The organism is Heyndrickxia shackletonii (genome assembly GCF_001420715.1).
Lineage (GTDB): Bacteria > Bacillota > Bacilli > Bacillales > Bacillaceae_C > Margalitia > Margalitia shackletonii.
The window spans coordinates 2,850,596-2,876,426 of the sequence record NZ_LJJC01000004.1; the positions used below are offsets into that span (position 1 = coordinate 2,850,596).

The window sequence follows — 25,831 nt, forward strand, 5'->3', positions numbered from 1 at the left end:
GTTGTAAATTGGGTTATTTTATATGAAAATTTGTCCATTTTTAGTTTATTTTTTATCAAAGATACTTAAAATCCGTAAAAATACCGAAAAAAATAACCCAATACGCAAACTATTGACGCTAAATTGAAAATTCCGAATAATGGTGTTGAAATTCAAAAATTTATGGAGAGGTGACTAGTTTGAAGAAAGATAAGAAAAATATCAAAAAGGTAATCCCGGCAGTATTGGCAGCAGCATCTATTACTTTCGGAGGAATGGCACTGCCAATTCAACATTCATTTGCGGCGGAAACAATAAAGTATAACCAACAATTAAAAACCCCTTCCTCTATTATTGGAACATGGGAAGCCCCAAAAGGTCTTAGCAAACAAGAAGCTGTATATGCATTTCTACAATCAAAAAGTAAATTATTTAAATCGTCCGGAGATATAAAGGATCAGTATAAAATTACTCATGAACAATTTGACAAAGAAACTCAAACTTATCATGTGCGTACAGTTCAACAATTTAATGGCATCCCAATTTACGGATCCGATCAAACTATTGCACTGGATAAGGACAATAATGTGTTTGCATACTTTGGTAAAGTAACACCTACTTTAACAGCACGCAGCGTAATGTCTACAACTGCCTCCATCTCTAATGAAAAAGCTGTTGATGTTGCCAAACAAGACATTGAAAAACAAATAGGAGAGGTTAAAAACTACGATGGCGACATCGATTCGCAGCTAATCATTTACCCATATAAAGGTAAGAGCTATCTTGCATATCAAGTAAAAGCATCCACTTCGACTCCTGCTCCTGGATATTGGCATTACTTTATTGATGCCACCAACGGAGATATTATTCATAGTTTTAATGCTATCCAAGAGGCGGGACTTCAAACCGATGGGACACCAATTCAAGGACGCGGAATGGATGTTTTTGGCAAGATGCAAGCTTTTCCTGCGATAAATAATGGCACTGATGGAAAGAGTTATTTATTTGATGGAACACGCGGTAATGGAATTAACACATTTACGGCCAATCACTTAGATACTAATATTTTTATCATCTTCTCAGCATTATTTGGCTACACGGGAAGTGAAGTATCAAGCCCATCTACATTCTTCTATGATCCCGCAGCAGTATCAGCACATATAAATGCAGATAAAGTTTTTGATTACTATCAAAAAACTTTTAAAAGAAACTCTTTGGATGATAAGGGAATGAAAATTATCTCAACTGTTCACATAGGGGATAAATGGAATAATGCCGCATGGAATGGAAAACAAATGCTCTACGGAGATGGAGACGGCAAAAATATGATATCTTTATCGGGTGGGTTAGATGTTATTGGTCATGAAATGACCCACGGTGTAATATCCAATACCGCTGATTTAGAGTATGAAGGCGAATCAGGAGCCCTTAATGAATCCATGGCAGATATTATGGGATCTTTTATTGAGAATAAAACGGATGATGGATTATGGCTAATGGGAGAAGATATCTATACACCGGATAAAGCAGGGGATGGTTTACGTTCATTGAGTGATCCAGCTTCTATATACATTGGTGGATATACAGAATCTGGCTATTATCCTGATCACTATGATCAACGCTATTTGGGGACAGCCGACAATGGCGGAGTCCATATCAACAGTAGTATTAATAATAAAGCAGCCTATTTAATTACTGCAGGAGGCACTCACTACGGTGTAACCGTAAACGGAATTGGAAAATCAAAAGCAGAGAAAATTTTCTATCGTGCTTTAACCCTATACTTAACTTCCTCTTCCGACTTTAGCCAAATGCGCCAAGCCGTTACTCAAGCAGCACGAGATCTCTATCCTGATAAGAATGGCCAACCATCTCCAGAAGTGCAAGCCGTCTCAAATGCATATGACGCGGTAGGCGTCCATTAAAAAAGGTGGGACTTTAAAAAAAGTCCCAACCTTCTTTTTTTATATAAACTGAATTGTAACACAAAATTCCTAATGCCTATCTCAAATATAAGCACTAGCATTCAGATCTATTATATATCCCGACCATACTGGTTATTTTAAGAAGAGGCTAAGGAAAAGTGGTAATATCCATAATAATATAGCGCAAATAACTAGCCATTTTGCTATATTCTTTGGAAGTTTTTCTTTCCCTCTACCTTTATACCAACCACTAAATTGCAATTTATTTCTATAAAGAACAAAAAACAGGAGGAAAGTTGCAATAAACTCCATCCATAAATAATAGTCAGAATTCACTCCAATTTTTGAGTACAAATTATGGATCATCGAAACAATAGCACCAACAAAAAGGAACATTATAAAAATAATTCTCAATAACTCTAATACTATCGTCATTATTTCAACTCCCCTTAGGATTTAGAATAAATATACTTTTATTACAATGACTTATAGATAGAACAGCACTTTCTATTCCCAATTAGAAATAATCTCATAAAAAATATACGCAATAACATTATATATGTTTCATTCGTAAGTAAAAAAATGCCTCCACTTAAAGCTGAGGCTTTCACTACTTACTAAATGTAAGTAATTCAATCACCTTTTCTCTTCCTATCGCACTAAAAAGGATTGGAAAGCGAGGTCCATTGTCCTCGTTGATTAATAACTGATATACATCTTCAAATAATTTCTTTTGGCATTCTCGCATTTTCTTTTTATTTTCATGATGACATAAGGCATAAATTCTGCTCAGTAAAGCGTCTCCTGTCAAAGTTTGTTCCGTTGAAAGAAGCTTTGCCAGCTGGTCAATTTTTTCATTTTGCTTCTGCGATAAAGTTTTGTAGTACGTGGTATTTCTCTCTTGATTTATTTTTACTAAGCGCTGTTGATTCCAATGCTTAATCCAATAGGAAACTCTATCGCTTATTGGCTTTATCTCTTTTATGGTAAAATCATCGCCATTTTGTCTTAAAGATGTTTGTAATGCATTCATTTTAAAATCAATAAGTGGGAAGATTCCTGCCACTTGGTTGAAATTCGGTTGTCTATTTATCCCTTTCACTCCCGCTAATTCTAATGAAATCTTAATATCCTCATCTGTTAATGTGCCTCGTTCATAAGAAGTTCTATACCGTTCAAACTCGGAATAATTTCGCAGTACATCTTCATCTAATCCAATATTGAAAGCAGAACTTGGTTTGTACTTTGCAAACATAAATAGGATAAGTTCAGGAATATATACCTTTAATAATTCATTTGGTGTAATAACGTTTCCGGAAGAGCTGGACATTTTCTCTTTAATACCTTTTAATCCGATAAACTCATATGCAATATATTCCGGTGCTTCATATTGAAAAATTTCCTTCGCCATCACTTTAGAAACATTATAACTGCCAGTTGCAGATGAATGATCCCTGCCGCCAGGTTCAAAAATGACATCCTCTGCCATCCAACGCATTGCCCAATCTACTTTCCAATTAAGCTTTAGATTGTTTGAGTGCATCAATGTTTGCATATCTTTGTTTCCACAGATACACCGGTATTCCAAATTACCTGAGTTTTCATCAAATGAAGTAATGGTAGTAGTATCTTTATTACAACTTTGACAATATAAACTTAACGGATAAAAATCTTCTCTTTCTTCTATTGTTGGTTCCTCCGTATTAAATCGCATAAGGATGTCATAAATCTCTCTTCTCTTTTTCATCGCAGTTTGTATATGGGATAAATATCTTCCAGAGCGATATTCTATACTCTGATAGATAAACTGAGGTTCAATTCCAAAAGCTTGTAACGAATCTTCTAACTGTTTTTCAAAATATTGAGCATAGGAACCTTTACCTGAAGGACTTGGAACTTCTGAATAAGGCATGCCAATGTATGATTCGTACGTTGAAGCAACATTTTGTGGTACCTTTCTCAGTCTGTCAAAATCATCCCAGGAAAAAATGAACCTTGTTTTTTTGCCTAAGCTTTCTAGTGCTTTAACAACGAAAAACGTCGTTACGATTTCTCTAAAATTGCCAATATGAACAGAACCTGAAGGACTGATACCGGATGCACAGGTAAAAACATTCTTTGCTGGATACTTTTCTATTAGTTTTTCTGCAATTTGAAATGCCCAATGCATTTTTTTCACCTCATTTTAAATGATTTTAGAAGAACAAAAAAAACTCTCACCTCCAAGATTTTCAATCTTGAGGGCGAGAGTTTGACTTCGCGGTACCACCTCAGTTTGCTTATTGATTGCTCAATAAGCCTCATCAGGTACGGCATTAAATGCGATACCCTATCCCTGTAACGGGGGAAACCGTCGCAGCATCCCTAAGTAGGTACTTAGTTCCGTACGAAGCTCAGAGGCTTTTTTCAATAAGAATTTCCATCCCTCTTTTCACCAACCGAGGGTCTCTGTAATGTTCCTTCTTATTTACTTATCTCTTCGTCGCTCTCTAGTTATTGGAAATGATGATAACAAATTCATTTATCCTTTTCAACAATAAAATTCAAAAATATGAAGTTTCTGCTTACAGATCATGCTCAAAATCGTTACCACCAAAATATAAATGGAATCATTTCCTATTTAAAATCCCCAAATAAGCATTCCATGGTCCAACGTCTTCTCTGTATCTTTCAGCCATTATACGGACAATTTGGGCAATATGTGTTAAATCATGAACCACCCATGTGGATAATAATTCACTTAATTTCACCTGACCGAATTCGGGATGTACACCTGTCAAATCGAAGTGCATTTCAGGATTAATGATAGTTTTAAGTGTTGATAAATTTTGTGTTCTAATTGATTTAAATTCCATTAAAATTTGGTCTAATGCTTGCTCCTTTTTTTCATTTAAATGCGAAAAACGATCAAAAGGAGGGAATACTTGATTTTCACCTACTTGAAGAATCCATTCCAATCTTGGAATCCAATTATTTGTCTCCGCTTCTATTAAATGTTCCACTACTTCCCTGACATTCCAAGTATCTTTACCTTCATTACATTTCAACCATCCTTCAGACAAACCGGACAAAAAACACTCTAATGTTTGCGGTGTACGCTCTAATATTTCGATAGCTTCTTTAAAATTCAGATTCATAACATATCCCCCTTGTTGTTATCTTAAATAATATACGCGCTGACATTTGCCTTGTTTTATTTATATGCAAAAGGACGGTTCATTTGTATCATTGAAACAAATGAACCGTCCCTGTACTTCTAGATTTAGTCTATAGGAAATCATCCAGTCTCTCCTCTGAAACAACGTTAATTCCGTTCCTTTTAAGCAAGGCAGTCGTGACTCCATTACCTGCTATTTTTTTATCCTTAAATTCTCCATTATAAATCATTGAGCTTCCACAAGAAGGACTATACTCCTTAAGAACGACAACACTTGCTTTAACCTCTTGTGCCTTTTTTAAAGTTTCATATGCACCTTTTACATACAATTCTGTTACATCTTTACCTGATTTTTCAACCACTTTAGCTTTACCATCTAAAACATCTTCTCCATTACCGCCGACAATTTCTGCGGGTTCTCTTGGAATAGAAAAACCACCTAGAAGTTCTGGGCATACGGTTAATGCCAGTTTCTCATCTATTAATTTTTGAATTTTATTATCCAAACAATTTGTCCCATTGTATCTAACATTTAATCCTGCTAAACAAGAGCTGACTAATATCATTTTTTCTCCTCAAAAAAATATTTGAATTTTATTCATTAACTAAATCGTAAATTATTTCTTTCTGCCAATGTATAATAAATGGGAAGAGATACCGAGAAGATGGAGATCGTAAAAAATTGAAAGGTCACGAGCATCAGCGGTAAAAAAGCCATCGAATCGTTCGGTTAAACCAAGCTCTTCCGCCTTAACTTCAGCAATATTAACTAGTTTAGGAGTTAAATCTGTAAGGGTTACTTTATAGCCTTTTTTAGCTAATTTCATAGAATATTTTCCTGGTCCGGCACCATTATCAAGAACACTTCCAATAGGAGGTAAATATTTTTCAATAAAATGCCAATTTACAAGAAATTCTATGGGCTCTCTATCCAATCTTCCCCACTCATCGAATTGATTGTAATAGTTTAATATTTTATCCATGCCCTTCCCACTTTCCCTTTCAAAATGCCACAAAAAACGGATGTTCACCTTCATTTAAACTTTTTAGTATTCTGTCTTTAAAAGTTGGCCATGTTACCATCTTTAAAGCCTCTTCAATGGTGTAAAAGCCTACCTCTAAACTTTCACTGGACGTTTGTAGTTCTCCACCAATAGCTTTGCCTAACCAACAAGTTGAGCAAACATTAGCTTGCAAATTTTGATAGATGCCGCAAAATTTTGTAACTTCAATATCTATCCCTGTTTCTTCCTTTACTTCCCTTTTGACCGCTTCTTCGATAGATTCACCTAATTCAACTTGTCCACCAGGTTGTTCCCAGCCTCTTCTTGGTCCGCGAATAAGCAATAACTTTCCTTCATCGTCTATAACAACTGCACCAGCTGACACAAAATGTTTAGGTTCGCTCAATCTAGATCAATCCTTCCTTATAGGCATTAAAGAAGCGGCAATGAAATTAATCCAAGATTGTTTCCTTATTTGGATTTCTTAAAAACTCAAACATCATTTTAATTTGAGACATTGTATTTCTTTTCACTGAAAGCTGTGGCAAATTTTTCTCACTGAAAAAGCCAATATCGTTAGTCTCAATACCGGTTTTCGCTTGACCATCAATAATTTCACATTGAATAAAAATTTTATAATAATGAAATGCCTGTGGAGAGTGCCCATGTTTTCTCATATCAAACAATGCAAGTAATTTTGTCGGTTTAACATTAAAGCCAGCTTCTTCTTTTATTTCTTTCACAACATTTTCTTTTGCTGATAACCCTACCTCACAAAATCCACCTGGTAAAGACCATTTATCATCATTTTTTTCCCTTACCAGCAGTATTTTATTATCATGGAACAATACCCCGCGGACATCCACTTTTGGTGTTGGATAACCAGTTTCATCTGTAAATAATTCCTTAATGGTCTTCATTTCATGATCCGTATATTCTTCCACAATTTCAGAACTAATACTTCTCAATTCTTCATACCGTTCTTTATCATATTCATTGTTCGAAAAGGTTAGACCTGCTTGAGAAATTGCCTGGATTCTTTGTGCCCATTCCAGCCATTTATAGGGAATGATAAACACCTCCAACTTTCTCGATGTCATTATGTGAAAGGTTAGAATCCTGTAAAGTAATTCTTGCCCCTAGTGATTGAAAGGCTTCTACCACATTTTCATACCCGCGTTCAATATGCTGTACCCCAGTAATCGCTGTTTGACCTTCTGCTGCCAAACCTGCGAGTATTAAACATATCCCTGCACGAATATCGGATGCGTGAACGACGGAGCTTTTTAAATGTGTTTTTCCCTTTATAAAGGCAACACCTGAACGAACTTTAATATCCGCTCCCATTCTTATTAATTGTTGGACGTGATTGAAACGATTAGGATAGACCTTTTCACTGATGATACTTTTCCCATCCGCTTGCGTAAGAAGGGCAGTCAAAGGCTGCTGCACATCTGTTGGAAATCCCGGATACATACCTGTCCGAACTCTTGTTGCTCTAATTTTTCCAGTCGAGTAGGAAGTAATGGTATTTCCTTCTACCATAAATTCTAGTCCAATCTCTTGTAATTTAGATATAAAAGTCCTTAAGTGCTCCGGTACAATGTCTTGGACCGTAACCGTACCACCAGTCATTCCAGCAGAAATTAAAAACGCGCCAGCAATTAATCGATCTGGTATAACCGTATGTGTACAACCATTCAATTGTGAAACCCCAGTAATCTTAATCGTATCCGTTCCAGCACCGCTAATATTTGCCCCCATTTTATTGAGAAGCATAGCAGTATCCACTACCTCGGGATCACGGGCTGCATTCATTAAAATAGTGGTCCCTTTTGCACGGGCTGCTGCAAGCATGCTGTTGATGGTTGCACCAGATGTTATGGTGTCAAAATAAATGGTTGCACCTGTTAATTCTTCCGCTTCCACTTCGTAATAATCTTCATGAAATGTGAATTTCGCTCCCATTTTTTCTAAAGCCTTTATATGCTGATCAATGGGACGGCTAACAAAATTGTCTCCTCCTGGATAACCAAGTGACACTTTTCCAAACTTGGACAGTAATGCACCGATAAAATAATATGCGGTTCTAAAGGAGGATGATTTCTTAGGATCAATCGTTGTATGGAAAATTTTATTGGAGTTGATATGCACTGCGTCATCAGTATCTCTTTCTATTTCAACTCCCATTTCTTTGACAATCTCACAAATTACACGATAATCTGATATATTTGGAATTCCTTTCAATATAACAGTATCATCGGCAAGGCAAGCTGCAGCAAGCAAGGCTAAAGAACTATTCTTGGACCCTGGTATTTTTACGCTTCCTTGTAATTGCGGTGTTTGTTCTACTTTAAGCCATTTCATCATTTACACACTCCGTTTCCTTCTCTTCTGCGAATACAACTTTAACATGTTTTCTTTTTATTTCCTGAATAGGTAGCTCCGGTGCACCTTGATCCGTAATCATTAAATCAATTTCTTCAATTGGAACAGACATGACAAACATACGATGCCCAATCTTTTCATGTGGAGCTAAACAAATATTTTTCCGTGAAACTTGGGAAACAGCATGAGTAAATGCTGCTCCTTCTGGAGTTGCAGTACTAATGCCGAGTGAATCAATACCTCCTCCAGTTAAAAAACTTATGTCTAAGGTAAATTTTCGAACCATTTCGATAGCGAGCGTATCAATCATACTTCCTGCAGATTCAGCTCTTAATTTTCCCCCAATTAAGTAGGAAGTGATATTTTCTCGTTTTCTTATTACTTCTGCAATTTTTATGGAATTTGTAATAACGGTATATGGAAAATCAGATGGTAAATACTTTAACATTCCAAATTGAATGCCGGCACCACCAATAAATACAGTATCATGTACATGGATGAAAGAGGCAGCAAACTTAGATATCGCATTTTGATGCGCAGCCCCCAATCCATATCTTGTGGATTCAGGTTGTGGCAATGTACGTACCTTAGGGGTTGGATTATTTAGAATCGCTCCCCCATATGTTTTTTGAAGCAAACCCTGTTCTTCCATTATCGTTAGATCTCTTCGAATTGAATCTATGGATATCTCAAACATATCGGCTAGATCTTTTGCAATGACACGACCTTCCTTTTCAATGATGTCCAGTATCTTATGTCTGCGTTCCTCAGCCAACATGTAAAAACATCCTTTCAGAATTTCATTAATTCCATCTTATTCAGTATAGTTCAACATTGTCAATGAAATAATTCATTATCTTTCATGTTATTTCATTATTTTACGTCTTTTTACCTATTTTCTTTCGACAATAAACAAGAATTTTTTTATAAAACAAAAAAAGGATTCCCGATTAACAGGAATCCCTTACTTATATTAAGATTCTTTGCCATTTAGAAGCTTAATAAAATCCTCCAATTTCGAAAGAGAAATTAAGTTCTCATTGCATTTCAAACTATCTTGACAAATATAGTTCCCTCTTCTCACAAACGTTCCTTGGATCTTGCCTTTTTTCTCCGACATGAATAATCCGACCTCCGAGTGATGATTGCAAAGCATACAAACACCTTTTTTGGTTATAGGAGTAAATGTCCCAGAAAAGCCAATAAGTTTATTTTGTTGAGGAACAATCAAATATTTTTTATTTGTCCCCTTATCATCCCACCCCAAATAACTCAATTCTTGTAAGTCAATGTCAACTAAAGACGGAAGTTTTAATTTTTTTGCTTTAGGGAATAGTTTTTTCAATGATTGTTCTGTTATCTTTTTAAAAGGAATAACATAGGGCTTTATTTTTCTTATAAAATCATCACCTTGTGCTGTGTCCTCTATTTCTTTAATTGGTTCTAATAATCGTTTTTGTTCATCATCTAAATTGGTAAACAGGTTAAACACTTTGTCACTAGCTAATGATTTTAATGCGTTTAATACATTTCTGTCATTAACGCTTGCATGCCCATTTATAAGAATTTGCGTTTGAACTTTAATGAATTGGAACTGATCAACACGAATAAATGCTTCCATTTTAATTCCTCCCTATCTACTGCTTTCTAATTTAAATGATGAGGAGGATTATTAATAGGTAGAAAACGATTATAAAAAAAATACACATAAGAAAAGCGCAAGCGCCTTGATCATCGGCGTACGGATTTCGTAGTCTTCGACTGAGATAAAGGAAACACAGTGAGGTAGTTCACGAGCTGATGTTGACTTATCGTAGGGAGGAGACGGAGAAATCCGCTAGCCGATAGGCGCTGGAGCTAGACAGGGTCTATACTTGTTAAATAATATTTGTCACAAAAAACTTATACTTTCTTATCTCTTAAAAAAGCACTGAAGATATCAGCGCTTTGAATAAACGATTTTTTTAATGGTTTCAACAGAGAGAAAATATTCATCTGCCAAATCTTGAACAGACATTCCATTACAAAATGCATCTTTAATCTCATCATTCCGCTTATCGATGAATTTTCTCCCGCCGGATTTAGTCCCCCATTTTTTTCGGGTAGAATCCGTTGTTGGGATATATATGGTTTCTCCCTGCACATATTTTTGAATTTCCATAATAAGCTTCTCCGGTAAAACCGTGCTTGCCTTTACATATTTCAATTTAGCCAGCCCCTTATTTATTTTGTAGCAAATAAGGTGCAAAGCCTTTATAAAAATGGCGATAATTATTTGTTTTGCCCCATGCAAAGAATCGCCTTTTCCATTATAGGCTTTGCATGAGTAGCTGAAGTATTAGGCAACAAGATTGTATTTGCCATTTATATACCTCCTTTGTTACCACTTATTTTGATTTCATCATTATTATACTTATATTCCATCTTAATTGCATTGTTTTTCACCTTTTTTCTCAAGTATCATCATCTGCTCGATAAATACGTCGGTCTTCTTAGTGAACATTGACTTGCAGGTTCTCGTATACTTGGATCATAGTAGCTTAACTTTTTAATAAAATAACATGTTTCCGGAAAATGATGTTCTAAAAATCGTAAAGTAGTTTTATTTAAAAGCTTATTTTCTTTATACTTTGTTACCATATTGTATATATATCGACTCATTTCCAAGGTTGTTAACCCAACCTCATGTGCAAATTCCTGCTGCCGTTCAAAACCTGGTTCTTTAAATCTTAAATAACCTTTTAAGTGTTGATTTTGAACAATGAAAACTTGATATTTATTTATAAAACCGTCTATTTGCTTTGATTGGAAAACCTCGATTGGATCGAGTAAATTTCTACATAAAACAGCATGCCCTAATTGATCTTCTAACCATAAATCCATAAGATTTACTAAAGAAAGTGGTTCAGGCTTCACTCCCTGGACTAAATAGCTTAAAATGCGTAAGTATTCCTGATTCTCTGCCAATGTTCCGTTTAAATAGGTTGGGGATAAATTTAAATTAACCTTATTATCGATTCTGAGTGATTGAAGCCTTCCTTCAAATTCAAAATATCCTCTAGATACTTGCCAAGATTGCTGCGAAAACTCAATCATTAATTCATCCGCAGTGTTACGTGTTTTAGGAATATTTTCTAACATTCCAAGCAAATTTCCAAATAGTTGAATATACTGTTGTGCCGTTTGAACATATTCAACTTCACTTACAGATAGATGATCTCTCACAAAAAAAGCATGATCCTGCAAAACCTCTAACCAAAAAAAATGCTCCTCCCATTCGGATATCAACTTTTTTGCCAATTTCATATCTCCTCCTTTGCCTTGTATATATTTACGAAGGCTTAGGGCAAGAAATGATTGAGAAAAAACATTCTCACATAACTTGTATGAAAATAGGAAAAATAAAACTATCTAATCGGAATAAAGGGATGTAAAAAGATGAAAAACACTTATAAGTATATTTTTTTAATGACGATCATACCTTGGCTGTCAGTCCCATTTATTGGGTCAAAAACGTTTAAAAGATTTCTTCCTGGGTCATTATTTATGTGCTTTTATCTCATTGTAGAAGGAATGATAGCCCAAAAGAAAAAATGGTGGTGGTTTCCAATTGGAATTAAACCTAATATAGTTGGGGAATTCCCATTAATATTTGGTCCATTTTTAGTCGGTTCCATTTGGATTTTAAAATATACTTATGGAAAATTTGCTTTATATTTCAAAACAAATTTACTCATCGATGCTTTTTTTACCTATCTTATGATTCCTTGTTTAAAAAAAATTGGATATGTCTCCTTAGTGAGACTTTCGAAATTTAGATTATCCTTTCTCTTTTTAATAAAATCGGTAGTCATGTATTTATTTCAATATTTTTATGAGAAGTTTAGGAATCAGAGGCGTATGGAGAGCATTTTAGAAAGGTAGTTAACAAGTAGTCAGAGAAACAGAGTTTAATTTTTTTAAATAGCGCACTCTCAATACATTATCAATTACTTTTTATTTACCTTATATTTAAAAATATACGCTAATATTAATGCAATAATGATGGGGAATAAGTAAGTAACAACCAATACTAATAAATGAGTCGAAAAAGGTGCTGACCATTCAGGATGTTTAACAAAATTCTGATATTCAATATAACTTTTTAATAACATAATGACAATCAATAATACCGAAAGAGTAAAGAATAAATTTGAAGCAATTTTATACTTATTTACCACTGATTGCACCTCCATTTTTAATAAGTTATATTAAACTATTATAGTCAATGAACGTTACCTTGTAGTATTTTACAATTTAAGGTTATTCCTACAATTAGGAATAACCTATCTTCATGGGTCTTTGTTAGCTTAAGAAAGCCATTCTTTGCTTTGATAGGATAATTGCTGCAGCTCCATAAAAAATAAACCAGCATGGTATCCATCACAAACAGCATGATGCAATTGCAGAGAAACTGGTAACCATATTTTGTCTTTCTGATAGAAGTATTTTCCTCCCGTGATAATGGGAAGTAAATAATCATTATCATGATGAACATTTAAATTGAATCCCGTAAAACTTATCCAAGGAATACTTGAAATATGGAATGTATTCTCTGAGATATTCTCCTTTGTATCAAGTCCTTTTAAATCACCATAACATTCCAAATCTATTTGATAATTATTATAAAAAGTAGGAAATTCGTCGTTGAAGTCAGTCCAAATGCTTGAGAATGTTTTGTTATCCTGATGGAAAATGGTATAACTAGGAACCATTTGATCCCAATAACCCAAAACACCATCTTCGTTAAAACAAGTTCGAAATTCTTTGTAAGAATTGACTGTTTTGCTTACCATATAAATAAAGGCAGGATATAGTTTTAACCCTTTATTTCGCAGCTGCTCTAATAACATTGTGATATCTATATTTGTTGAGATGCTATAGTTGCACTTTTGATGTAAATAATGTTCAAAATAGATCTTTCTATCCCAGTTTTCTCTATCAATTGGATGAAATTTCATTTTTATTATCCTCCTAAAATTAATTTATGATTTTAGGAGGATAATTTATCTGTCTTCACCATTTACATCACCCTTTCTTAAGCTAACACAATATTAGAAACACAGTTTATTATTGACCTATCTCTTCTTTAAATATTCCCTTATTCAGCTTTTAACTTCCAATTTTCTTTGATTTACATCGTTAATCGCTCTTAATAGCATTTCTTTAGTAAAGTCCGGAAAATATAAATCGCTAAACCAAAATTCCGATTTTGAAGACTGCCATAGCAAAAAATTACTTAGCCTTTTTTCTCCACCTGTCCGGATGATAATATCCGGGTCTGGAAGCTCTTTGGTATAGAGATAATTATTGATTAGATCATCATTTATTTCTTCTATTTCTACTTTAGAGTCTTTTATATCTCTAATTAAAGATTTGACTGCGGATAATATTTCATATCTGCCTCCATAATTTAGAGCAAAATTAACAATTAGCTGATTATTACTTGAAGTTTCATGAACTGCCTTTTTAAAAGCACATTGGGTATGTCGAGGCAACCTATCCAAATCACCAGAAATACATATTCTTATATTTTTCATTTTAAACTCAGGCAACTTTTGGCCTAAGTATTGTGCTGGAAGATCCATTAAATATTGAACCTCTTCACTTGGTCTTTTCCAGTTTTCCGTTGAGAAGACATATAAAGTTAATACTTTCACTCCTAATTCTAAGGATGCATCTATCATTTCTTCCATTGCCTGTGCACCCGCAAAATGACCTTGACTTCTCGTTAGTCCCCGCTGTAATCCCCACCTTCCGTTTCCATCCATCATTATCGCTATATGTGTTGGTATAATTGTATTCAAGCTCTGCTTATCCTCCTTAACTTCAGTCTTTTATTTATTCTCTCTGTTAAACTTTAACGCCGAAAGAATAAATAAAACCCCGCCTAACATCCAAAATGGTTCCCAAAAAAAGAGTCTCCACTTTGCAGCATAATTTTCAATTTGAAGTGATATATAACCGATTACAGAAAGTAAAATGGTTACAAAATTCGCCAAGCCATATAAAAATAAGAAAATTCCTCCCACTAAAGATATGGTAAATAATATAATTTTTAATATTTTTGACCATTTCTTTAGAAGTAATAGTAAAAATAATCCTCCAATAAGCTTGATAAAGCCCGTAATCCAGACAATGGCAATGAATGAGTTTTCTCTTTCGAAAGCTTTTTGATAAATGACTCCTCCTAATGTTTTCACTCCTGCCATTCCCCCGCTTGCCCAATAAAAACTAATGAGGGCGAACAGGAAACACCAAAAGGCTCCAGCAATAGCATAAAAATTTTTGCTTTTCCTCACCCTTATCACTCCCTAAGTTACTTCATATAACGGAAAGTGAAACTCAAAATAAGCTTTCTTTTTTGAAAAGTAATTTACAAAATTGCCTTCATCAATATATTTTCATTGATATCCCCATACGCTTTACTTGAAGTACTCGGAGTAGCCTGGACAACGGATATATAATTGCTCTCCGGAACTATATTTAGTTCTTGTCCTCCAAATCCTCTACCATGGTACCCATCTGAAGTAAGCCACCAAAGGTATCCATAAAACTGATTATTAGCTAGAGAACCTTGAGAATTATTTTCAAAAGATGGGTTGATTATTTGTTTTGTAAAATCAGAAGAGATAATCCGATGTCCATTAAAAGTTCCCTCACCAAGCATTAGTAGGCCTATTTTTGCTAAATCTCTAGCGGATAAATCCGACTTTTCTTCTCCCTTCATTACAGTATATGAAAAACCACACGGGCTTTGTGGCCATTCATCACTTATTATTTCAAGAGGCTTATATAAAAACTCTTGAACAAGGTCATATGAGGTTCCGCCGTATACCTTTCCGATAATGGCAGACAAGAGCATCACGTCCCATTCTTTATAATGAAACGTTCTTCCAGGAACACTATCCATTTCTATATCTGCTATATGATTGATCCAGTCATTGGTTCGCATCATTTGTTGCATCATAGGAGTATGATAATGAACTCCTCCATTCCAATAAATGCCTGATGACATGGTGAGCAAATGACGGATTGTAATTATTTTATGAAAAGGATGTCTATCTTCCGCAAATTCTTTTAAATGTGTACCAATCGGTTCATCTAAGCTTTGAATTAAGCCTTTGTCTAAACAAATCCCCGCTGCAATCGCAAGAATACTCTTCCAAATCGATTTAATTGGGTTTCTACTGAATTCGTGGAATTGATTATAATATTTTTCAACGACAATTTTCCCATTTTTCACCACTAGCACACTATTTACTAGCCGATATTTATGTTGTTTTAAATATCCATCCAGCTCCTGGAGAACATTAATATCCATCCCTTCCGCCTCTGGAGTAGAAAACTGCCATTCAAATTTCATATCTGCACCTGCTTTAAATATTTCCCGATAATAGATTGGGAATTTTTGCTTAACTCCAATGGTGTCCCTTTCGCTACTACGTTTCCACCATTACTTCCCCCGCCTGGACCCATTTCAATAATATAATCACAATTTGCTAATATAGCAGGATCATGCTCTGTAACAATAACCGTATTGCCTGAATCTACAAGCTGCTGCATAAGCTGTATTAGACGTTCCATATCTGCAAAAGCAAGACCAGTGGTAGGCTCATCAAGAATATAGACATTGTCTTTTCCTTTTTGTTTGGAAAGTTCCTTTGCAAGCTTAATCCTTTGTCCCTCTCCGCCAGAAATAGTGGGCGTCTTTTGTCCAAGGGTAATATAGCCCATCCCAACACGATCCAATGTTTTTAAAATTTCGGATAAGCTTTTATCATAAAATGGCAAAGCCTCATTATCAAAAAAATAAATAGCTTCCACCACATTCATATCCATAATGTCTTTGATGTTTTTACCATTCAATTTGACTTCTAATGCTTCATCGATATAACCCGTTCCATTGCAAGTTTCACACTCTAAATCAATAAAATTACCATATCCGACATGAAAAGATTTAACCCCTTCCCCTTTACAGGTTCGGCAGCCGCCTTCTGAATTAACGGAAAATAATCCGGAAGTATATCCTTTTTCCTGTGCTTCCGGAGTTCTAGCCAGTAACATCCGAACTCGGTCTGTAATACCAGTATAGGTAGCAGGACATGATGCTTTACTTCTTCCAATAGGCTTTTGATCTACTACAATGCATTTCTTAATTTGTTCATATCCTTCGATGGACACATGGTTATCGACTTCTAAGACGTCATCTTCTTCGTATATTACTTTCGTTTTCAGTTGTTGCTTTAGTTTTGGCACCAGTGTGCCATGGATTAAGCTAGACTTTCCGCTTCCGGAAACTCCTGCAATCCCCACCATTAATCCAAGAGGAATATCTACAGTGATATCACGCAAATTATGCAAATTAGCATGCTTTATTGTCAGGATTTTTTCATGATTTATTTGTTTAAATTCTTGTTTCCTATTTAATATTTTCTTCCCTATTAAGAATGGTGAAGTTCTAGATTTCTTACATGCCAAGAACTCCTCGAAACTCCCTTGAAAGATTCGCTCCCCACCATACATTCCGGCATCAGGTCCTATATCAATGATATAATCAGCCGCTCTCATGAAATTATCATCGTGTTCAACTGCAACTACTGTATTTCCGCGATGGACAAGATTTCGGATGATTTTTATCAGCATTCCTTTTTCCGTTTCATGAAGTCCAATAGTCGGTTCATCAAAAATAAAAATGATAGAATCCATGTCAGCAATGATGTAGGAAGCAAGAAAAAGGCGTTGTATTTCTCCACCTGATAAGGTTGGGACTTGACGGGATAGTGCCAGATGATGTAATCCCACATCCACCATACATCTTAGCTTTATAAGGATTTCCTCCACTAAATTCTTTCCAGCAATTGTTATCTTCTGTGCTTCTAAGAAATTCACTAATTCATCAACATACATATTTTCTAATTCAGAAATAGTTTTGCCATCTATAGTAGTATAAACTGCCTGTTCACCAAGACCAGTTCCTAAACATTTTGGACAACTTCTCGGTGCTAATTTGATTCCAAATAAGTCATGTTCCTTTTTTAATGTATTATTTCTCATGTTCTTACTGACAAAATGTTTTTGCATTTCATGAAAAAAAACAACGGCACCAACAAATCCACTTTTCCGGCAGCCATATTTAAACAAAAACAGTTCCTCTTCATTTAAAGAACCAATCGTATTATTTATATCAACATTGTGGAGCTGACAAAACTTTTTGAAATTATTACGATGATGCCTATGCTTCATCAAAAATCCATTAAATATATTCTTGATTTGCATATCTAGCTTTAATATTTCATCTTCATCTATATGATAGAACTGGCCGCTTCCTAAACACTTAACACACATGCCTTTAGCAGAATTTTTCTGAAAAAATTCCATTGAAAGAGGTAATCCATCATCATGGTTTGGGTCCCTGGTACCATAAGAAGCAAAAAGTATCGCCAGCAAATTGCTAATTTTCGTCCTAGTACCTACCGTACTCCTTGGATTCGATTGGCGAATGACACGCTGTTCCACCGCCACGGTCGGAGAAAGTCCGGTAATGCTTTCAAAAGCGGAGACCGAATCAACCATAAATTGGGTTCCCGAGAAAAGCAGATATCTCCTCTTCCCTTCTTCGTATAAGGTATCGAATACAAGGCTAGACTTTCCGCTTCCAGAGACTCCTGTAACCACTGTCAATTTTCCTTTTGGAATCCTGATATCAACATTTTTTAAATTATGCAAGTATGCGCCTTTAATTTCAATATATTCTGACATAAAACTCTCCAATATTATTAAAAATGGGTCATCAATAATCTTTTCATTCTATTAAGACATTCCTTTTTCCTTTAATTTTATCTAATAAATTGCATTAAATTGTTTGGAAATTCTTCAAAAGGTTGTTCCAATAATTGATAGAAAACATAATAGCTATCAGGTTTTGTCGTTATTAACCCTGCATCCCTAAGTTGTTTTAAATGTTTGGAAATTGCCCCCTCAATCCAGCTAACTCTCTAGTAGAACGAGATTTCTCAGCTAAATATTTTACAATTTGCAGTCTAGTGAAATCCCCCATTGCTCGTAAAAATTTAATGAGGTCCTCAGGAGACATTGGCTTAGCTGCTTCAAGCTGATTTTCCATTACGGAATAATTAATCCCAATTGGTTTATCACGTTTTACAAATAAATGCGGCCAGACAAAATACGAAGGGGTTAAAAATAACTCCTCTTGTTCATCAAAATGTATGATGTATTTGGATATTCTCCTGATTACGGCTTTATTTTCATCTGGGTATGTATCGATCTCCGAAGAAAGACCCGATAATAGTTGCAGCGGACACCTAATAGATTTCCATACCTGTATAAAATGTTTAATAGAAGAAATCTCATCTTCTACGTATAGCATTTTTCCGGGTATAAGTCGCATTTGAAGAATTGCACCGCGGCTTGCATCTGCTTTTATCAAGCGGGCACAGCCAATACCATTATATGCTTGCAGCGCTCTAATTTCATTTTGGAAATCAGATCCCGGGATACCGAGTTTAAGAATCACAGGATTACCATATAAATCTATTGCATTTAAAACGTAATTATAGGAAAGGTTTGTAACTGGAGCATCTATCTTTAAATTCCATTTTTCCACACATATTTGAACTCTCGAAGCAATTGTTTCTAACCATTTTATGCCCTCTTCTCCGAAAGCACCCGCAATTTTATTTTTAAATGTTTCGGGAATGTTCATTACTCTATACTCCTTCTTATAATGGGTTTATCATATAGAATTCCATCCCTAACTTTTTCAATAAACTCCTTGCTATTTCTTGCATAAATGAAAAAAGCAAAAAAAAACAACGGCGGATACCGTTGCTATTCTTTCATCATTTTACTGAACATATATGAAGTTGCAATCAAGGCTGCCAAAAAAAATACCAGAATTGCATACATTCCGTAATTCATTTAATTCACCACCGTATAAATACTATGTAAATATAATATTTACTTGCAATTGTTCATCAATATTTTCTAGATTTCTTTTATTTCTTTGTTCTCAACGCAATTATAACATTCTATAAAAATAATAAACAATATTGTACTTCAAATGTACATAGAAAATACAAATTTTTATGAGTTACATTATGATGTTTCTCTATCAAGCAAACTCTCCTTTTTTATCTGATAAAACCATCCCGTCCTTCATCGTAATCATTCGATTTGCTTTGACAGCAAGCTTTGGATCATGTGTAACAAAAAATACTCCGCAGCCTTCCTGTTGATTAAGTTCTTGTATTAAGTCAAAAATTCGTTCCCCTGTTTCCGTATCGAGATTTCCGGTTGGTTCATCGGCAAGTAGCCAGTCTGGTTTGTGAACGATTGCGCGAGCTATAGCTATACGCTGTTGTTGACCACCCGAAAGCTGTGATGGTAAAGAATTTTCTTTATCAGAAAGGCCAACTTGTTCTAAAACTTCTTTTGCACGTTCTATTTTATTGTAGGGAACTTTTCTGGCAAACAATGGTGAGAGGACATTTTCGAGTGCCGTTAAAGTAGGCAGGAGGTGAAATTGCTGAAAGATAAAGCCAATATGTTCAAAACGAAAGTCAGAAATTGCTTTTTTGTTTTTCTTTACGATTTCTTCTCCGTCATATAAAATCTTTCCGGATGTCGGTGAATCAAGTGTTCCTATCAAACTCAATAATGTTGATTTCCCAGATCCAGAAGGACCGACAATTGAGGTAAACTCTCCCTTTGAAAAGGATAAATTAATATGCTGAACTGCATTTGTGGTAACACCATCACCTGCATATGACTTTCCAACATCCAAACATTCAATTTTTAATGACATAATAAACCCCTTTCATCTAAAACTTTTTTCTATATATTCATAATATTACATACTGTTCTATTAATGTAAATATGTTACAAAGATACTTATGGTAAATTTTTCATTAAAAAAAGCTCTACTCTATCTAAGAGTAAAGCTAGTTGATGATTATTAGATAAGTATAACTCTTTAATGAATGTCCTTCTTTTTAAAGTTTCCCCCTCGGACTTCGGCAATATCACCGAACGCTAAAAATGCTTTGTCATCTAATTCCTCTACAATCGTTTTTAATTTGGCTTCTTCTAAACGGTTAATAATACAGAAAATCACTTGTTTTTCATCTTCTGTAAATGCGCCTTCCCCTTTCAAATAGGTAACACCGCGGCCTAATCGCGCGAGAATAGCGTCGCCGATTTCCTTGTAATTATCGCTAATAATCCAAACCGATTTAGATTGATCAAGACCTTGTACAACCACATCAATGGTTTTTGTCGCAATAATGTAAGCAATAATGGAATACATCGCTCGATTCCAATTAAAGACAAAACCTGCAATTGCTAAAATAAACACGTTAATGAACATGATTATTTCTCCAACCGAGAATGGAAACTTTTTATTAATAAGAATAGCGAGAATTTCGGTGCCATCCATCGCTCCGCCAAATCGTATAACGATCCCAACTCCGATACCAATAACAATCCCGCCAAAAATGGTCGCTAATAAAATATCTTGTGTAAAAGCCGGAACCGGGGTGAATAATGCAGTAAAAAAGGACAATGCTGCGATACCAAACAATGTAGAAAATGCGAATGTTTTACCAATTTGCTTACGTCCAATAAAAATAAAAGGGAGATTCAAAATAAAAATAAATACCCCTAGTGGGATTCCAGTTAAATGTGCCAGCATAATAGAAATACCGGTTATCCCGCCATCAATAACACTATTCGGAACTAAGAAAATTTCTAATCCTATGGCAGCGATAATGCCCCCAAGTAAGATGGCAATACCTCTTTGCAGTATTTTTCTCTTTTTTAATCTGCGATGCTGATATTTTACTATGTCACTACTTGTCATTTCCTTTTCTCCCTCTATTAATGTTAATTTAATTATAGCAAAAAAAATCCAAAAACATAAAAAAAGACCTTTCCAAATCGAAAAGGAACCTTTATAATTGTTATCTTTATTTAACCTATTTTTATTACTGATTTATTGTTGGCAAGTATAAGACGACAATTTCCACCCATTATTTAACAAAACTATCTTATGATGGACAGTTCGCTTTATTTTTTCTCGGTTACTGTCCTTCATCGGGCATATGATGGACAATTCGCTTTATTTTTTCTCGGATATTGTCCTTCATCATGCTTATGATGGACAATTCGTCTTATTTTTTCCCGGTTACTGTCCTTCATCAAGCTCTTCCCCGCGGTCCCCCTTAATTCACTGGGGTCAGTGGTTTTTCACCATTTAATACTTGAATAATATTTTTTGCGGTTAATTCAGCCATTGCATTTCGCGCTTCAATTGTTGCATTACCGATATGCGGAGTTAGAACTACATTCTGCATTTGCTTTAATTCCTCGGTAATAGACGGTTCAAATTCAAAAACGTCAAGTGCTGCACCTGCAATCATATTATTTTGCAAAGCGGCAACAAGATCACTTTCTTTCACAACAGCTCCGCGTGAAACATTTACAAGAAACGCATTCTTTTTCATGTTTTCCAACTGTTTTAATGTAATTAGGTGATGTGTAGATGCATTATATGGAGCATGGATTGAAACAATGTCTGATTGATGAAGGAGTTCATCTAAGGAAACATAGGTAGCATCGCATGCTTCTTCTATTTCACGGCTTTTGCGTCTTGGTGATGTATAAATGATGTGCATTCCAAAAGCTTTTGCTCTTTTTGCAACAGCTTGTCCAATACTTCCAAGACCGATAATTCCTAAAGTCTTATGTGTTAATTCCCTTCCCAGAAAGAAAAGCGGCGCCCAACCATTAAACCCAACGGTTCTGCAAAGCTGATCTCCTTCTGGTATTCGTCGAGTAACTGCTAAAATAATGCCCATTGTTAATTCTGCTGTAGCCTCAGTCGAAACCCCAGGAGCATTTGTCACCACAATATTGTTTTCTTTTGCATACGAAACATCAATATTATTAAATCCTGCCCCAAAGTTTGCAATAATTTTTAAGTTCTTTGCTTTTTCAAGGACATTTCTTGTAACAGGAGTAGATAACGGGCAAAGCAGTGCATCTGCATCGACAATCTTTTCTCCTAACTCTTCTTCAGTAATGAGTTCTTTACCTCTGTAAATTTCAACCTCATGCTCTTTTAATAATTCATAACCAATTTTCGGAATTTCCCCTGATATGTATATTTTCCCCATGCTTCTCATCCTTTTCTCATTAAAAAACCGCAAAGTATTCGGTATTATTTACTATAATAGTATCGTTTTCACAATTCCTTATCAATCAATTGGCACTAAAACTTTTTCACTTTGATGGGGCTGATCATGAGAATCGCTAGTATTAATACAATCCATGTATTGGTATATAAAAAAACTTCCATTCCTGCCACAATTAATCCAGCCAATGTGATGGGGATACCAATAAAATGACCAACAGTAGGCTTCGCACTGAATCGAGCAAGTCTTAACGCTCCTAAAGTTGGAAATAGGATAAAGGCAAGTTGTGCAAAAATGGAATGAGGTGTAATCGTGTGAAAAATAAGTGCAGGTGCAACACCGAAGCTAACCACATCTGCAAGGGAATCAAGTTCAACACCGAATTCACTGTTCACCTTGAGTTTGCGTGCCACTCTTCCATCAAAGAAATCAAAAAGCGCAGCCAAAAATATAACTAATGCCGCTTCTCTTATGAATCCTTCATTATTTAAGGTAATCGCACTAACTCCACAAATTAAATTTCCTAAAGTAAATAGATTGGGAAGTGATCTTGATAAAAGTTGAAACAAAACGGTACCACCTTTCCTCCAAAGAGCTACTTACTATTATTGTTCTATGAAGTTCAGCAATGTATTCATAAAGTCTCCCACTCAACCTTCAGCAGCAAAATAAATTTGAATGATTTAAGTAACAATAAAAGAGCAGGAAATATTAATAAGGGGTTATTATTTTGGAGAAAAAAAATAAATTACTATCATCTGAAAAAATCCTATTCATCCTTAAAATGTCTTTGGGTTCCGGAATAGCTTGGCAAATCTCGGATTGGACAGGTTCGAAATATCCTTATTTATCGACACTTTCCGTTATTTTATGTCTGCAGGCAACTATTCTTAAATCCGTTCGTTTCTCTCTATCTCGGATGATTGGAACCATCTTTGGAGTGGCATTTACCATTATCTTTTCTGCAGAATTGCCTTTGAATGGTTGGAGTATTACATTCATTTTGCTAATTTGTACAGCAGTATCCATTTTATTTGGAGCAAATATCACGTCGATTCATCAAATAGCCTTATCAACCGTTTTAATTCTAGTATTTACTCCAAAATTACATGGATATGGAATGTATCGTGTATCCGATACAATTATTGGTATTATTGTAGCAATCCTTATTCACGCATTAATATTGCCGCCAAACTTTACTTCTATTGCCAATGAATCTTTTCAAACTGTGAAGTACCTGCTCATCAAAAAGTTGGAAGGGCTTGCTGTCTGGATAGAAAATGGAGCATCTGACAACACTTTTTTTCGAGAGGAAATGAATGGTATTGTATGGAATAAACTTCAGGATGCTTTTCAAAGTGTGAACAAAGCCGAAAATAGTTTACGTTATAACCCATTTAAGAGAAAAAGTAAAAGAGAACTTGAAATAATCAAAGAAAATCTAGCTATTTTAAGGAAGGAATACAACATTATTGAACAGTTTTATGAAAATATTCTACAGTGGCATAAACAGGAAACAATATCAAAAGAAGAGGCTCAATATTGGGCAGCAAACTTTTTACATTTAGCTGATGCTTTAAAAAATTGGCGATCCGAGAATCAACTTAATTATAATAAACATTCTTCTATTTACCATCGGATTCTTGAAATGGAAGCAAACAGATTTTTACAAAACATTAATAGAGGCAAATAAAAAAGTGCTCATTTCAAATGAACACTTTTTTATGTTGAATATTACTCCTTATGATTAAGATTATCATAAGCTAATTGAAGCTGAATAAGAACTTGCTGTTTACCTGTTCCTCCATAACTATTTCTTGCATCCACAACATGTTTCGGCTGTAATACGGCATAAATATCATCACCAAATAATGGACTAAATGACTTATATTCTTCCAACGTTACATCTAATAAAAATTTCTGATGTTCGATGGCAAATAAAACGATTTTTCCGATAAGCTCATGTGCCTGACGAAAAGGAAGTCCTTTTGTTACTAAATAGTCGGCGATATCTGTGGCATTCGAAAAGTCCTGCGAAACTGCAGCATACATTTTATCTTGGTTTACCGTCATTGAATCGATCATTGGTGCTAACAAGCTTAAAGAGCCCTCCAATGTTTCAACTGTATCGAACATTCCTTCCTTATCTTCTTGCATATCCTTGTTATACGCAAGCGGTAGGCCCTTAAGTACGGTCAATAGTCCAATTAAATTGCCATAAACCCTACCTGTTTTCCCGCGCAAGAGTTCCGGAACATCCGGATTTTTCTTTTGCGGCATAATACTTGATCCAGTACAAAAGGAATCATCGAGCTCAATAAATTGAAATTCTTGGCTTGACCAGAGAATAATTTCTTCAGAGAGTCTTGAAATATGTGTCATTAAGATGGATCCAATCGATATAAATTCCAATATAAAATCACGGTCACTAACAGCATCTAAACTATTCGGATACATTTTGTCAAAATGCAGGAGTTCAGCAGTACGTTCTCGATTAATAGGGAAAGTGGTTCCTGCCAAAGCACCCGCTCCAAGTGGCAGCCAATTGATGCGTTTTAGACTGTCCTCTAATCTTTCTTTATCCCTTTCCAACATCCAAAAATAGGCTAAGAGGTGATGAGCAAATAGAATGGGCTGCGCTCTCTGCAAATGTGTATACCCTGGCATAAGTGTATCCACATTTTCTTCCGCTTGCCTCACAATCGCTTTTTGTACTTCTTCTACCAGCTTAATGATTTCCGTTGTTTTCCTTCTAAGATATAAATGCATATCTGTTGCCACTTGATCATTTCGACTTCTCCCTGTATGAAGCTTGCCTGCCACTGGGCCGATCTCATCGTGTAACATTTTTTCAATATTCATATGAATATCTTCATGCTCAACTGCAAATTCGACTTTGCCTTCGATAATTTTCTTTTCTATTTTCTCTAGTCCTATAATAATGGCATCAGCATCTTCGGCAGGAATAATTCCGCATTCTCCGAGCATTTGCACATGTGCAAGGCTACCTTCAATATCCTCCAAAGCTAATCTTTGATCGAAATGGATCGACGAGGTAAATTCATCCACTAGTTTATTTGTTTCTTTTGTAAAACGTCCGCCCCATAGTTTTTTCATCATGATCCT

At 35.2% G+C, this 25,831-nt stretch carries 24 protein-coding genes, 2 pseudogenes and 1 other annotated feature; of the genes and pseudogenes, 2 read left to right on the top strand and 24 right to left on the bottom strand.

All coding sequences use genetic code 11. The features are described 5' to 3' along the window. Positions 1–254: 254 nt before the first annotated feature. Positions 255–1,904 carry a M4 family metallopeptidase gene (locus tag AN964_RS13600; RefSeq protein ID WP_083489447.1) on the top strand — a complete coding sequence of 550 codons (1,650 nt, stop codon included), beginning with the start codon at positions 255–257 and terminating at the stop codon, positions 1,902–1,904. Positions 1,905–2,036: 132 nt separating this feature from the next. Here AN964_RS13600 and AN964_RS13605 read toward each other — a convergent pair whose 3' ends face one another. From AN964_RS13605 to pssA, 23 genes and pseudogenes are all read right to left on the bottom strand, one after another. Then, positions 2,037–2,339 (bottom strand): hypothetical protein, encoded by a 303-nt coding sequence (locus tag AN964_RS13605; RefSeq protein ID WP_055740198.1) that lies wholly within the window; start codon positions 2,337–2,339, stop codon positions 2,037–2,039. A gap of 175 nt (positions 2,340–2,514) precedes the next feature. Next, complete coding sequence (gene lysS / locus AN964_RS13610) at positions 2,515–4,074, bottom strand: lysine--tRNA ligase (RefSeq protein ID WP_055740199.1); 1,560 nt, start codon at positions 4,072–4,074, stop codon at positions 2,515–2,517. Between the two features lie 66 nt (positions 4,075–4,140). Beyond that, positions 4,141–4,396: a binding site (T-box leader), on the bottom strand. Between the two features lie 117 nt (positions 4,397–4,513). After that, positions 4,514–5,041 (bottom strand): DinB family protein, encoded by a 528-nt coding sequence (locus AN964_RS13615; RefSeq protein WP_055740200.1) that lies wholly within the window; start codon positions 5,039–5,041, stop codon positions 4,514–4,516. Between the two features lie 130 nt (positions 5,042–5,171). Continuing rightward, a complete protein-coding gene (locus AN964_RS13620; RefSeq protein WP_055740201.1) occupies positions 5,172–5,627 on the bottom strand; it encodes a 2-thiouracil desulfurase family protein in 456 nt (151 codons plus the stop codon). Between the two features lie 105 nt (positions 5,628–5,732). Next, positions 5,733–6,044, bottom strand: a pseudogene (locus AN964_RS13625) (class I SAM-dependent methyltransferase); the annotation flags it as partial. Positions 6,045–6,063: 19 nt separating this feature from the next. After that, positions 6,064–6,471, bottom strand: a complete 408-nt coding sequence (locus AN964_RS13630) for an NUDIX hydrolase (protein WP_055740203.1) — start codon at positions 6,469–6,471, stop codon at positions 6,064–6,066. 46 nt (positions 6,472–6,517) lie between these two features. Further along, entirely contained in the window at positions 6,518–7,135 is a 618-nt protein-coding gene (locus AN964_RS13635) for an NUDIX hydrolase (RefSeq protein WP_152982422.1), read from the bottom strand. Beyond that, the gene (gene murA, locus AN964_RS13640) at positions 7,125–8,435 is read right to left on the bottom strand and encodes a UDP-N-acetylglucosamine 1-carboxyvinyltransferase (protein WP_340832204.1); all 1,311 of its coding nucleotides are present in this window, start codon (positions 8,433–8,435) and stop codon (positions 7,125–7,127) included. Before murA ends, AN964_RS13635 begins: the two co-directional genes overlap by 11 nt. Then, positions 8,419–9,231, bottom strand: a complete 813-nt coding sequence (locus tag AN964_RS13645; RefSeq protein WP_055740205.1) for a DeoR/GlpR family DNA-binding transcription regulator — start codon at positions 9,229–9,231, stop codon at positions 8,419–8,421. Before AN964_RS13645 ends, murA begins: the two co-directional genes overlap by 17 nt. Positions 9,232–9,426: 195 nt before the next feature. Continuing rightward, positions 9,427–10,074: a FusB/FusC family EF-G-binding protein gene (locus AN964_RS13650; protein ID WP_055740206.1), complete on the bottom strand. Its 648-nt coding sequence runs from the start codon at positions 10,072–10,074 to the stop codon at positions 9,427–9,429. Between the two features lie 318 nt (positions 10,075–10,392). Then, positions 10,393–10,659, bottom strand: a complete 267-nt coding sequence (locus tag AN964_RS13655; RefSeq protein ID WP_055740207.1) for a CD3324 family protein — start codon at positions 10,657–10,659, stop codon at positions 10,393–10,395. 257 nt (positions 10,660–10,916) lie between these two features. Next, positions 10,917–11,753 (bottom strand): DUF2935 domain-containing protein, encoded by an 837-nt coding sequence (locus AN964_RS13660; RefSeq protein ID WP_235950553.1) that lies wholly within the window; start codon positions 11,751–11,753, stop codon positions 10,917–10,919. 689 nt (positions 11,754–12,442) lie between these two features. After that, complete coding sequence (locus AN964_RS13670) at positions 12,443–12,673, bottom strand: hypothetical protein (RefSeq protein WP_055740210.1); 231 nt, start codon at positions 12,671–12,673, stop codon at positions 12,443–12,445. 129 nt (positions 12,674–12,802) lie between these two features. Then, positions 12,803–13,453, bottom strand: coding sequence for a type A chloramphenicol O-acetyltransferase (catA, locus tag AN964_RS13675; protein WP_055740211.1), 651 nt, complete (start codon positions 13,451–13,453; stop codon positions 12,803–12,805). A gap of 144 nt (positions 13,454–13,597) precedes the next feature. Further along, positions 13,598–14,305, bottom strand: a pseudogene (uppS, locus tag AN964_RS13680) (undecaprenyl pyrophosphate synthase); the annotation flags it as partial. A gap of 24 nt (positions 14,306–14,329) precedes the next feature. Beyond that, positions 14,330–14,794, bottom strand: a complete 465-nt coding sequence (locus tag AN964_RS13685; RefSeq protein WP_055740212.1) for a DUF3995 domain-containing protein — start codon at positions 14,792–14,794, stop codon at positions 14,330–14,332. A gap of 74 nt (positions 14,795–14,868) precedes the next feature. Continuing rightward, on the bottom strand, positions 14,869–15,858 hold the full coding sequence (locus AN964_RS13690; RefSeq protein ID WP_055740213.1) for a serine hydrolase domain-containing protein: 990 nt from the start codon (positions 15,856–15,858) through the stop codon (positions 14,869–14,871). Next, complete coding sequence (locus AN964_RS13695; protein ID WP_055740214.1) at positions 15,855–18,254, bottom strand: excinuclease ABC subunit UvrA; 2,400 nt, start codon at positions 18,252–18,254, stop codon at positions 15,855–15,857. The genes AN964_RS13690 and AN964_RS13695 overlap by 4 nt, the downstream gene beginning before the upstream one ends. A gap of 196 nt (positions 18,255–18,450) precedes the next feature. After that, positions 18,451–19,218, bottom strand: a complete 768-nt coding sequence (locus AN964_RS13700; RefSeq protein WP_055740215.1) for a hypothetical protein — start codon at positions 19,216–19,218, stop codon at positions 18,451–18,453. 408 nt (positions 19,219–19,626) lie between these two features. Beyond that, on the bottom strand, positions 19,627–20,319 hold the full coding sequence (locus AN964_RS13705; protein ID WP_055740216.1) for an ABC transporter ATP-binding protein: 693 nt from the start codon (positions 20,317–20,319) through the stop codon (positions 19,627–19,629). Positions 20,320–20,487: 168 nt separating this feature from the next. Continuing rightward, positions 20,488–21,372, bottom strand: a complete 885-nt coding sequence (locus AN964_RS13710; RefSeq protein ID WP_055740217.1) for a YitT family protein — start codon at positions 21,370–21,372, stop codon at positions 20,488–20,490. A 361-nt stretch (positions 21,373–21,733) separates the two neighbouring features. Then, positions 21,734–22,687: a 2-hydroxyacid dehydrogenase family protein gene (locus AN964_RS13715; protein WP_083489352.1), complete on the bottom strand. Its 954-nt coding sequence runs from the start codon at positions 22,685–22,687 to the stop codon at positions 21,734–21,736. Between the two features lie 95 nt (positions 22,688–22,782). Beyond that, complete coding sequence (gene pssA, locus AN964_RS13720) at positions 22,783–23,274, bottom strand: CDP-diacylglycerol--serine O-phosphatidyltransferase (RefSeq protein ID WP_055740219.1); 492 nt, start codon at positions 23,272–23,274, stop codon at positions 22,783–22,785. A 161-nt stretch (positions 23,275–23,435) separates the two neighbouring features. On the opposite strand from pssA, the gene AN964_RS13725 reads away from it, so the two are divergent. Continuing rightward, positions 23,436–24,398 (top strand): FUSC family protein, encoded by a 963-nt coding sequence (locus tag AN964_RS13725; protein ID WP_055740220.1) that lies wholly within the window; start codon positions 23,436–23,438, stop codon positions 24,396–24,398. Positions 24,399–24,439: 41 nt separating this feature from the next. On the opposite strand, the gene argH is transcribed toward AN964_RS13725, so the two are convergent. Then, complete coding sequence (argH, locus tag AN964_RS13730; protein WP_055740221.1) at positions 24,440–25,822, bottom strand: argininosuccinate lyase; 1,383 nt, start codon at positions 25,820–25,822, stop codon at positions 24,440–24,442. Positions 25,823–25,831: the final 9 nt, after the last annotated feature.

Bases quoted from the DNA above. Each gene is read 5' to 3' on its own strand.
- AN964_RS13620 (WP_055740201.1), bottom strand. From the start codon at position 5,627: ATGATATTAGTCAGCTCTTGTTTAGCAGGATTAAATGTTAGATACAAT.
- AN964_RS13710 (WP_055740217.1), bottom strand. From the start codon at position 21,372: ATGACAAGTAGTGACATAGTAAAATATCAGCATCGCAGATTAAAAAAG.
- AN964_RS13705 (WP_055740216.1), bottom strand. From the start codon at position 20,319: ATGTCATTAAAAATTGAATGTTTGGATGTTGGAAAGTCATATGCAGGT.
- AN964_RS13645 (WP_055740205.1), bottom strand. From the start codon at position 9,231: ATGTTGGCTGAGGAACGCAGACATAAGATACTGGACATCATTGAAAAG.
- AN964_RS13615 (WP_055740200.1), bottom strand. From the start codon at position 5,041: ATGAATCTGAATTTTAAAGAAGCTATCGAAATATTAGAGCGTACACCG.
- AN964_RS13715 (WP_083489352.1), bottom strand. From the start codon at position 22,687: ATGGGGAAAATATACATATCAGGGGAAATTCCGAAAATTGGTTATGAA.
- catA (WP_055740211.1), bottom strand. From the start codon at position 13,453: ATGAAATTTCATCCAATTGATAGAGAAAACTGGGATAGAAAGATCTAT.
- argH (WP_055740221.1), bottom strand. From the start codon at position 25,822: ATGAAAAAACTATGGGGCGGACGTTTTACAAAAGAAACAAATAAACTA.
- AN964_RS13600 (WP_083489447.1), top strand. From the start codon at position 255: ATGGCACTGCCAATTCAACATTCATTTGCGGCGGAAACAATAAAGTAT.
- lysS (WP_055740199.1), bottom strand. From the start codon at position 4,074: ATGCATTGGGCATTTCAAATTGCAGAAAAACTAATAGAAAAGTATCCA.
- AN964_RS13650 (WP_055740206.1), bottom strand. From the start codon at position 10,074: ATGGAAGCATTTATTCGTGTTGATCAGTTCCAATTCATTAAAGTTCAA.
- murA (WP_340832204.1), bottom strand. From the start codon at position 8,435: ATGATGAAATGGCTTAAAGTAGAACAAACACCGCAATTACAAGGAAGC.
- AN964_RS13690 (WP_055740213.1), bottom strand. From the start codon at position 15,858: ATGAAATTTGAATGGCAGTTTTCTACTCCAGAGGCGGAAGGGATGGAT.
- AN964_RS13605 (WP_055740198.1), bottom strand. From the start codon at position 2,339: ATGACGATAGTATTAGAGTTATTGAGAATTATTTTTATAATGTTCCTT.
- AN964_RS13695 (WP_055740214.1), bottom strand. From the start codon at position 18,254: ATGTCAGAATATATTGAAATTAAAGGCGCATACTTGCATAATTTAAAA.
- AN964_RS13700 (WP_055740215.1), bottom strand. From the start codon at position 19,218: ATGAACATTCCCGAAACATTTAAAAATAAAATTGCGGGTGCTTTCGGA.